The organism is Flavobacterium sp. (genome assembly GCF_040402835.1).
Taxonomy (GTDB): domain Bacteria; phylum Bacteroidota; class Bacteroidia; order Flavobacteriales; family Flavobacteriaceae; genus Flavobacterium.
Window position 1 is genome coordinate 1 of the sequence record NZ_JBBALW010000047.1, and the last position, 9420, is coordinate 9420.

Consider the following 9420-nt stretch of genomic DNA (forward strand, 5'->3'; position numbering starts at 1 on the left):
TAATTTATCTATTTTTGTCTAATAATCTGTATCGATTATTTAGGACTAGTCAAACGTGTAATTAGTTTTTAATAATCTTTTTAGTCACAGAACCTTTATCAGAAACTATATTCATCATGTATATTCCAGAAGCTAAATCTGAAACATTAACTTGAATATTGGAAACATTGGTATAACTGTTTTGTTTTACAACTCTTCCGTTCAAATCTGTAATTGAGATTCCACTTACAAGAATATTATCTGAATTGGTTACAAAAATAAAATCATTAGCAGGATTAGGAGATACTGAGAATTTAGAGTTTAAGAATTCAGTTATTGATAATACCTGTGTTACAGAAAAGGAATCCATTATTAAAGCATGAGTTCCTGCTGCGTTTAATGGTGTGTTATTTCTAAATCCAAAATAATATACACCAGTAGTTGTTGGAGTGAAATTGTATGTTTTTAAAGTAAACGCTGAAGCTGAAACCCCAGTTTCTGTTGCTAAAATTGTTGTCTGAGCACCAACCGTACTAGCATTTCCAACCGTTAATTGATAATTTCCGGTAGCGGTAGTTGAACTTTGATAATTGCTAATATAATAAGTAATAGTAGCTTGATTATTAGCAATTAAATTTACTCCCCTAGAAAACATCCAGTTGTCTGCGGCTACTGTTGATGGTGTAACTGAAGCTACAGAAGATGAACCGTTTTGTGTCAAAGTTGAACCTGCTCCATAATAACCAATAGACCAGTCTCCTGCTACAGGAACTATGTTAGGTATAGACCAACCAACATAAGGAAGTGCCGCATTTTCAAAACTAGTAGTATATGGTGTGTTTGTAGGAATAAAGGTTGTATAAAAAGGATAACCTGTCCAAATACTGGTACTTCCTCCTCCGCAATCTTTTCTTACATAGTAATCGTAAGCAGTGCTGTTATTTAAACCGGTTAACGTCCTGCTCAAACCAGTTACACCCAGAAAACGTGTCCCGGTTCCAAGTGTAAAATTCGCAAGTCCATACTCTACATCAAAAGTTGAACCAGTACCAGTCCAAACTAAATCTATAGAAGTTAAGTTTCTATTAGAAGTATTTGGAGTTAAAGGGCTTGAGCAACTTACAAATTTTCCCAATCTAGTTTCTGGTCTGTATGTAGAAGCTGCTATTGTTGTAGGGATAGTTGTTGTTGCAGTCCACGCTCCTAACAATCCACCTACTAAACTAGTATCACATAAAGCTACATTACCAGTAGATAATGTTCCCGTGGGATTTTGGTAATCAAACGCTACATATAAGGCTCCTCCTGTATAAGTAAAAGCTGTTCCTCCTGAAAATGGAAAATCCACCGTACCAGTTGTTGCTGGAATAGTAACACTACCATTACTAACAGTAGTCATCGTAGAAATTGCAGTAGCCCAAGTAGTACTTTTAGCATTTGTAGTACTTGTAGTATTTTCTAGATATACGGTTAAATTTCCAGTTGTTGGAATACTTTGCGCTGTTCCATAATTAAATCCAATTGAATTAACTATTGAATTTGTTGAAAAACCAGAAGCTGTCATTTCGGCTGCAGTAATTAACCAAACGCTTCGGTTGTATTTGGCAGCACCTTGAGGAGCTCTTCCATTTCCTGAAGTTGAACCAATATTTGGTAAAACTGTGTAAAAGTCAGATTGAGCTAACATTGAAATTGAAGAGGTAAAAAACAAAAATAGTAGTAAAAGTTTTTTCATATTTTTTTATTTAAGTTGTTAAAAGTGAAACAAATATAAAAAAAATATTAATATCAAATATACATTATACATTTTTTTTATAAGTTACTCTTCTTCCCATTTTCCAACTACAGAAGTTGCCAAAGCGTTTCCTAAAACATTGGTTCCACTTCGGAACATGTCACAGAAATGGTCGATTGGAAGGATTAATGCGATGCCTTCAATGGGAATTTTGAACATTCCACAAGTTGCAGCAACAACCACCAAACTTGCTCTTGGAACTCCTGCAATCCCTTTGCTCGTAAGCATTAATACAAAAAGCATGGTGAATTGTGTTGGTAAATCCAAAGGAATCCCATAAGCCTGAGCGATAAAAATACTTGCAAAAGTCATGTACATCATGCTTCCATCGAGGTTGAAGGAATAGCCGAGGGGCAACATGAACGAGACGAATCTGTCTTTTACGCCAAAGCGCTCTAATTCTTCAGTTAGTTTTGGAAATACCGCTTCGGAACTTGTGGTGCTAAAGGCGATTACGATTGGGCTGACAATTCTTTTTAGTAAAATGCTCATTCTTGATTTCAAGAAAATGTATCCTACTAATACTAAAATAAACCAAAGCGTGGAAATTCCGACTAAAAAGGAACCGAAAAATTTGGCGTAGGTCAATAGTAATTCGTTGAAATCTCTAATAGCAAAAACTCCCGCAATGGCTCCAAAAACGCCAATTGGGGCAAATTTCATTACATAATTCACCATTTTCAAAACGATGTGCGATAATTTATCTAAGGCATTTACAACTGGTTTTGAATTGTCGCCAATTGCGGCTGCAGCCAATCCAAAAAAGATAGAGAAAATTACGATTTGCAGGATTTCATTTGTTGCCATTGCTTCCACAATGCTTTTAGGAATAATGTGTTCGATGAAATTTTGTGCTGAAAATGCTTGTGTTTTCTCAGTAACTTCACTTGCAGTCGTTACATCAATATTCGATAAATTCAATCCTTCGCCTGGTTTCAAAACATTTACCCAAAACATTCCAATTAATAATGAAATAAAGGACGCTGTGAAAAACCAACCCATAGCTTTCCCTCCAATTCTACCCACAGCTTTGATGTCGCCAAGTTTTGCAATTCCAACGACTAATGTTGAAAACACCAAAGGCGAAATTATCATTTGTACCAATCGGATGAAGATGGTGGCGAGCAATTTGATGTAGCCGCTGAATTCTTTTGCACCGCTTTCAGTGAGGTTGTTGTGAATTATGATTCCAAGTATTCCGCCTAAAAGCATAGCAATTAGGATTTGGAACGTTAGGTTTCCTTTTAGAGATTGTTTTTGAGATTCCGGATTGTTCATATTAAATTGGATTTTTGTTATAGCCCTGATTGCAGCGATATCCTGTTGTGGCGGTGTTCGCCACAACAGATATAGCGGAAAGCAGGATTAGCTTCAAATAAAACTATTGATAAATCTTGTTAATTAAATAGAAATCGGCGAGAACTAGTGCCGCCATCGCTTCAACGATAGGCACTGCACGAGGAAGCACACACGGATCGTGACGCCCTTTTCCTTGCAATTCGACGATATTCCCTTGATTGTCTAAGACTTCTTGTTTTTGGATTAAAGTGGCAACGGGCTTGAAAGCAACACGGAAATAAATGTCCATTCCGTTCGAGATTCCGCCTTGAATTCCCCCTGACAAATTGGTTTTTGTAGTGCCATCAGGATTATATAAATCGTTGTGATTGCTACCTTTCATTTGTGCGCCACAAAAACCGCTACCATATTCAAAACCTTTCACGGCGTTGATAGAGAGCATTGCTTTGCCTAAATCAGCGTGTAATTTATCGAAAACGGGTTCACCTAAACCCAACGGAACGTTTTGCAAAACGCAGGTAATTGTGCCTCCAATTGTATCGCCTTGCTTGCGAATATCACGAATGAGTTCTTCCATTTTTATTGCAGTCGCCTCGTCGGGACAACGAACAGGATTGGATTCAGTTTTGGAAAAATCCAAATCTTGATAGGGTTTGTCTAAGAAAATAGTTCCTACAGAGGACACAAAAGCATTGATTTTGATGTTGGGAAGTAGCTGTTTTGCAACTGCTCCCGCCACTACTCTACTGGCAGTTTCTCGAGCTGAACTACGACCACCACCACGATAATCGCGCAAACCATATTTTTTTTCATATACATAATCGGCGTGACTTGGTCGGTAGGTATTTTTTATATCTGAATAATCATCCGATTTTTGATTGGTATTTGGAATGATAAAACCAATAGAAGTTCCCGTGGTTTTACCTTCAAAAATTCCTGATAAAAACTGTACTTCATCGTCTTCTTTTCGTTGCGTTACAATTGCCGATTGGCCGGGTTTTCTTCGGGTCATTTCGTGTTGAATGGCATCGAAATCCAAAGTTATTCCTGCGGGACAACCATCGATAATTCCACCTAAAGCGTCTCCGTGCGATTCTCCAAAAGTGGTTAATTTAAAGAGTGTTCCAAAACTATTTCCTGCCATAACGAGTTGTTTGAAACAAATATAAGTTTAAAAGTTAAAACAGTAAAAGTTTAAAAGATAAAATTTGAATTTAAACGTTAAATAATATTTAAATACAACATAAAGTAGTTTGTAAAGTTAAAATATTAAAGAATAAACTATAAAACTGAAAATTTTCTTACTTTAGCAAAAAAATATGGCTATGAAATTCAAATTATTACTTGCAATTACTTTTTTATCTGTTTTAATTTCTTGTTCTAACGACTCTAATATAACTTCGGATACCAATTTTATGCCCCTTTCAATTGGAAATTATTGGAAATATAATGTAGTGTCAAATGCTCAAACGCAAAGAGACTCGCTTTATATAGTTAGAGATACTACAATCAATAGTAAAGTCTACAAAAAATTTAAAACTAAAAACAATCCTAATGGCTTCTTTTCAAACTCGTTGAATAAAAATGGATTGCGAAGAGAAGGAAGTGCTTTATTATTGACAGGTACTATGGCACTTGACTTTGGTGTTGGAGTTCCTATAAATTTAAATCTTGTAGATTATGTTATTTTCAATGAAAATGCTACAATAAATCAACAATTAGGAACCGTTTCTGGTACAGTCAACCAAACTATTCAATCGTATCCAATGGTAGTTGATTACACTTTAAAATCAATAGCTATAGAATCTTTAGCTTCATTTACTTCAAATAATCACATTTACACAGATGTAAAAAGAGTAAAAACAATTTTAAATGCTAAAATTACAACTACTTTTGTTGTTGGTGGATTTCCTTTACCAGTGACCGTTTTAAGTGCTCAAGATGTTGTAGTTTCTAATCAATATTATTCTAAGAATATTGGCATGGTCTATACTAATACATTAATAAACTATCAATTGAATCTGCTACCTGGCGGAATAAACCTCCCCATTCCTTCATCTGGAAGTCAAACTCAAGATGAATATTTAACTGTTTACAATGTAAATCATTAATTTTTTTTGAAGTTATAACAATAGTTATCTTTTATATACGTTTTCATTTAATATAAACATTTATAAAAAATTATGAAAAAGCTACTTTTAACTACAACTTTACTCCTTGTATTTGTACATTTTGTCAATGCTCAAGACAAATCCGAAAATAATTTAGGTCTTCGTTTGAGTTCAAATGATGGTTTTGGAACTGAAATTTCTTATCAAAGAAAACTAACATCCGTTAACAGATTAGAAATTGATTTAGGATGGAAGAGTACACAAAATACAAGTGCTGTAAAACTTACCGGTTTGTACCAATGGATTTGGAACATTGACAAGGATTTTAATTGGTATTCAGGTTTTGGTGGAGGTTTAGGCAATTGGAACTCCACTATTACAGGAAATAATGGTAGTGGAAACTTTCTCTATGCTGCTGGAGTTATTGGAATTGAATATAATTTTGATTTTCCTCTACAATTATCATTAGATTTAAGACCTGAATTGGGCGGTAATAGTAATAATGGGAATAATTTTCGTTCAGATTTAGCTTTGGGTATTCGCTACAAATTTTAACTTTTCTATCTTTAATAACTCAATAAACCAAAAAGCTGTCCAAAAAGTACATTTTGGACAGCTTTTATTGATTAATTACGGAATCAGATTAAACTGATTGTTGCTTTTTAGCTTTTCTCTCTTTGTACATTTCCCACAAAGCGCCGCCAATCCAATATTGAACGAAACCAACTAAGAAAAACATTAACCAAAATCCCATTGTAAGGATGGTTAAGAAAAGTAAAAATCCTAAATACTGTGAAAATTCAAACATGATAATCGGAATTATTTAATATGATTACAAATGTAAGTTTATTATTTTTTTCTACCAATTAATCACTATCAATTTTTATAAAATAGTTTTTTATGCGTAATTTTGACACAAAATTTTTTGGAGCTATTTCCAGCTTTCGCCTTTATCTTTTTGGGTTTTCATGCTTCAAACCCAAAAAGGATACCGGCTCAATCTGGGCTAGACCTAGAATGACACTCAAACATATAACAAACACACAATAAAATGGAATTCAGAATTGAAAAAGACACCATGGGTGAAGTGCAAGTTCCTGTAGATAAATATTGGGGCGCACAAACAGAACGTTCCCGAAATAACTTCAAAATTGGTCCTTCGGCATCAATGCCCAAAGAAATTATTGAAGGATTTGCCTATTTAAAGAAAGCTGCAGCCTACGCTAATTGTGATTTAGGTGTGCTTCCAACAGAAAAAAGAGATGCAATTGCAGCTGTTTGCGATGAAATATTAGCAGGTAAATTATCCGATGAATTTCCATTGGTAATTTGGCAAACAGGTTCGGGAACGCAAAGTAATATGAATGTTAACGAAGTAGTTGCAAATCGTGCACAGGTTTTAAAAGGTTTTAAAATTGGCGAAGGTGAACTATTCATTAAAGCCAATGACGATGTCAACAAGTCGCAATCTTCCAATGATACCTACCCTACTGGAATGCACATTGCCGCCTATAAATCGGTAGTTGAAGTTACGATTCCTGGAATTGAAAAATTACGAGATACGCTTCAAGCGAAAGCTATTGCCTTTAGTACTGTAGTGAAAATTGGTCGTACCCACTTGATGGACGCTACGCCACTTACATTAGGTCAAGAAATTTCTGGTTATGTGGCGCAATTGAATTACGGATTAAAAGCGATTAAAAACACGTTAGCACATTTATCGGAAGTGGCTTTAGGTGGAACTGCTGTGGGAACAGGATTGAATACGCCAGAAGGATACGATGTGAAAGTTGCTGAATATATCGCAAAATTCACGGGTCATCCTTTTGTAACGGCAGAAAATAAATTTGAAGCTTTGGCCGCTCACGATGCCATTGTAGAAACGCACGGTGCCTTGAAGCAAGTAGCGGTTTCGTTGAATAAAATTGCCAATGATGTTCGTATGTTGGCTTCTGGACCTCGCTCTGGTATTGGAGAAATCCTAATTCCTGAAAACGAACCAGGCTCTTCAATCATGCCAGGAAAAGTAAACCCAACACAATGTGAAGCTTTAACAATGGTTTGTGCACAAGTGATGGGTAACGATGTTGCGATTTCAATTGGTGGCATGCAAGGTCATTATGAATTGAATGTTTTCAAACCTTTGATGGCTGCAAATTTCTTGCAATCTGCCCGATTATTGGGCGATGCATGCATGTCATTTGACGAACATTGTGCGCAAGGAATTGAACCAAATTACAAAAGAATTGAAGAATTGGTTAACAACTCATTGATGTTGGTTACCGCATTAAATACTAAAATTGGGTATTATAAAGCTGCAGAAATAGCACAAATTGCTCATAAAAACGGAACCACTTTAAAAGAAGAATCCGTTCGTTTGGGATATGTCACTGCCGAAGATTTTGATGCTTGGGTGAAACCAGAAGAAATGGTTGGAAGCTTGAAATAGTTATCGCTTTTCCTATAAATTAATTTTAGACCTGTAATGAAAATTACAGGTTTTTTTTATTAAATTAATTCTTAACAAACTTAAGAGTGCTATTTTTGGATAGTGATGTAATAGTTGCAAAATAAATTCCAGAAGTTAAATTTGAAATATCAATTGAAAATTCTTTTTCTGAAAATTCATTTGAATAAATTATTTTCCCTAAACAATCGGAAATTGAAATTTTACCAATTTCATTAGTATTGGTAATAAAACTAATGCTATTATGACTTGGGTTTGGATACATTTTAAAAGCAGAAATACTAGTATTTTCAATTCCTAAATTTGAAAAAACAAATACTCCACCTCCATAATTATCGCCACCATGACTAAACAAATCAAAACCTGGAATGGAGGAATATGCCCAAATATAGTTTAAGTTATTGGTTTGTGCAGTGAAGGTTAAATCGTGACTATCACCAGTATAAAAATTTCTTGATGCAGTAATAGTTCTAAGGTTATTATTGATTGTATTACTTATCAAAGTCCAATCGTTAGTGGTGTCATAAAGTGGGGCTGCATGACCGCCAGGGAAATACATATCTGAAAATTGACTACTTGAAGTCATCATTAAGCAATCGGCATTCATTAGCATTAGTTGGGCATTCAAACCAATTGAAAACCAGCGGTCAGAGGGACCAGTTAAAGTAATAATTATTTTAGAATTGGTAAGATTTTTGTCTAGTTTAACACTAAAACTGGCATCAATATTAATAGAACCCGTTGTTTCAATTTGAGCACTCAAAAAACTAAATTGAAATAGAAAAATAAACAGAAATAAATAGAAAAATTTCATACTATAATTTTAGTGCAAATTTAAATGAAATTGAAAGAGTATATTACTAACTTGCTATTATATTAAGGTAAAATTAATAGTACGATACTGTTATAAAATCAACTTCCTTGCTTTTTCTATATCTTCAGGGGTGTCAATTCCGATTCCAATGTGATTAGTTTCAACCATTTTTATGCGTTTTCCAAATTCTAAGTAGCGTAATTGTTCCAATTTCTCAGAAGCTTCTAAGGATTTCATTGGCAAACTATAAAAATCCAATAAGGTTTGTTTTCTAAAAGCATAAATCCCGATGTGTTGCATGTAACGCACACCAACGTTCACTTCTCTTGGATAGGGAATCACGGAACGGGAAAAATATAAGGCAAAATTATTTTGATCTACAACAACTTTTACATTGTTTGGATTGTTAATTTCTTCAATAACAGTAATTTCTCGCATTAAAGAAGCTAAATCAACTTCATTTTTGGTGTCATTTCTAAAAATTTGTAACAGTTTTTCTAACGGTTCTTTATTGATAAAAGGTTCGTCACCTTGCACATTTACTACAATATCAACGTCCAAATGTTCAACAGCTTCGGCAATTCTATCACTTCCCGATTCGTGTTCTTTTATGCTCATAATGGCTTTTCCACCTTGAGAAACAATTTCATTGAATATCAAATCAGAATCGGTTACCACAAATACATCATCAAATAAATTGGTATTTACTGCCGCTTCATACGTTCTGGAAATAACCGTTTTTCCACCTAAATCTTGCATTAATTTAGCGTGAAATCGTGTCGATGCGTATCGTGCGGGAATAACTGCTATTATTTTCATAAAATACTTTTGAAATACAAACTTACAAATGATTTTATAAATAAAACATTGTTGTCCTACAAAAACCATATAAAATAATATAATGTCTTGTCCTGAAATAGCGATACACAAAATTCATCGTTATGGAAAACAACCA

9 protein-coding genes are annotated in these 9420 nt (G+C 34.4%); 3 read left to right on the forward strand and 6 right to left on the reverse strand.

The window, feature by feature from the left end; genetic code table 11:
* Positions 1 to 61: 61 nt before the first annotated feature.
* The 3 genes from AC9UEH_RS11245 to aroC all read right to left on the reverse strand — a co-directional run bounded on the left by AC9UEH_RS11245 (position 62) and on the right by aroC (position 4217).
* Positions 62 to 1714 (reverse strand): T9SS type A sorting domain-containing protein, encoded by a 1653-nt coding sequence (locus AC9UEH_RS11245; protein WP_509531882.1) that lies wholly within the window; start codon positions 1712 to 1714, stop codon positions 62 to 64.
* An 84-nt stretch (positions 1715 to 1798) separates the two neighbouring features.
* The gene (locus AC9UEH_RS11250; protein WP_509531884.1) at positions 1799 to 3052 is read right to left on the reverse strand and encodes a dicarboxylate/amino acid:cation symporter; all 1254 of its coding nucleotides are present in this window, start codon (positions 3050 to 3052) and stop codon (positions 1799 to 1801) included.
* A gap of 103 nt (positions 3053 to 3155) precedes the next feature.
* The gene (gene aroC / locus AC9UEH_RS11255; RefSeq protein WP_509531887.1) at positions 3156 to 4217 is read right to left on the reverse strand and encodes a chorismate synthase; all 1062 of its coding nucleotides are present in this window, start codon (positions 4215 to 4217) and stop codon (positions 3156 to 3158) included.
* A gap of 181 nt (positions 4218 to 4398) precedes the next feature.
* Here aroC and AC9UEH_RS11260 point away from each other — a divergent pair, with 181 nt between their 5' ends.
* Positions 4399 to 5184: a hypothetical protein gene (locus AC9UEH_RS11260; RefSeq protein ID WP_509531890.1), complete on the forward strand. Its 786-nt coding sequence runs from the start codon at positions 4399 to 4401 to the stop codon at positions 5182 to 5184.
* 72 nt (positions 5185 to 5256) lie between these two features.
* Positions 5257 to 5739 carry a hypothetical protein gene (locus AC9UEH_RS11265; protein ID WP_509531893.1) on the forward strand — a complete coding sequence of 161 codons (483 nt, stop codon included), beginning with the start codon at positions 5257 to 5259 and terminating at the stop codon, positions 5737 to 5739.
* Between the two features lie 88 nt (positions 5740 to 5827).
* Here AC9UEH_RS11265 and AC9UEH_RS11270 read toward each other — a convergent pair whose 3' ends face one another.
* Positions 5828 to 5992 (reverse strand): hypothetical protein, encoded by a 165-nt coding sequence (locus AC9UEH_RS11270; RefSeq protein WP_509531895.1) that lies wholly within the window; start codon positions 5990 to 5992, stop codon positions 5828 to 5830.
* Positions 5993 to 6235: 243 nt separating this feature from the next.
* Between AC9UEH_RS11270 and fumC the strand changes: the two genes are divergently transcribed.
* Positions 6236 to 7633 (forward strand): class II fumarate hydratase, encoded by a 1398-nt coding sequence (gene fumC / locus AC9UEH_RS11275; RefSeq protein WP_509531898.1) that lies wholly within the window; start codon positions 6236 to 6238, stop codon positions 7631 to 7633.
* A gap of 64 nt (positions 7634 to 7697) precedes the next feature.
* On the opposite strand, the gene AC9UEH_RS11280 is transcribed toward fumC, so the two are convergent.
* On the reverse strand, positions 7698 to 8414 hold the full coding sequence (locus AC9UEH_RS11280; RefSeq protein ID WP_509531900.1) for a T9SS type A sorting domain-containing protein: 717 nt from the start codon (positions 8412 to 8414) through the stop codon (positions 7698 to 7700).
* A gap of 141 nt (positions 8415 to 8555) precedes the next feature.
* Complete coding sequence (gene kdsB, locus AC9UEH_RS11285; RefSeq protein WP_509531903.1) at positions 8556 to 9284, reverse strand: 3-deoxy-manno-octulosonate cytidylyltransferase; 729 nt, start codon at positions 9282 to 9284, stop codon at positions 8556 to 8558.
* Between the last annotated feature and the right edge of the window lie 136 nt (positions 9285 to 9420).

Coding starts and splice junctions, on each gene's coding strand:
- AC9UEH_RS11245 (WP_509531882.1), bottom strand. CDS start 1,714: ATGAAAAAACTTTTACTACTATTTTTGTTTTTTACCTCTTCAATTTCA.
- AC9UEH_RS11250 (WP_509531884.1), bottom strand. CDS start 3,052: ATGAACAATCCGGAATCTCAAAAACAATCTCTAAAAGGAAACCTAACG.
- aroC (WP_509531887.1), bottom strand. CDS start 4,217: ATGGCAGGAAATAGTTTTGGAACACTCTTTAAATTAACCACTTTTGGA.
- AC9UEH_RS11260 (WP_509531890.1), top strand. CDS start 4,399: ATGAAATTCAAATTATTACTTGCAATTACTTTTTTATCTGTTTTAATT.
- AC9UEH_RS11265 (WP_509531893.1), top strand. CDS start 5,257: ATGAAAAAGCTACTTTTAACTACAACTTTACTCCTTGTATTTGTACAT.
- AC9UEH_RS11270 (WP_509531895.1), bottom strand. CDS start 5,992: ATGTTTGAATTTTCACAGTATTTAGGATTTTTACTTTTCTTAACCATC.
- fumC (WP_509531898.1), top strand. CDS start 6,236: ATGGAATTCAGAATTGAAAAAGACACCATGGGTGAAGTGCAAGTTCCT.
- kdsB (WP_509531903.1), bottom strand. CDS start 9,284: ATGAAAATAATAGCAGTTATTCCCGCACGATACGCATCGACACGATTT.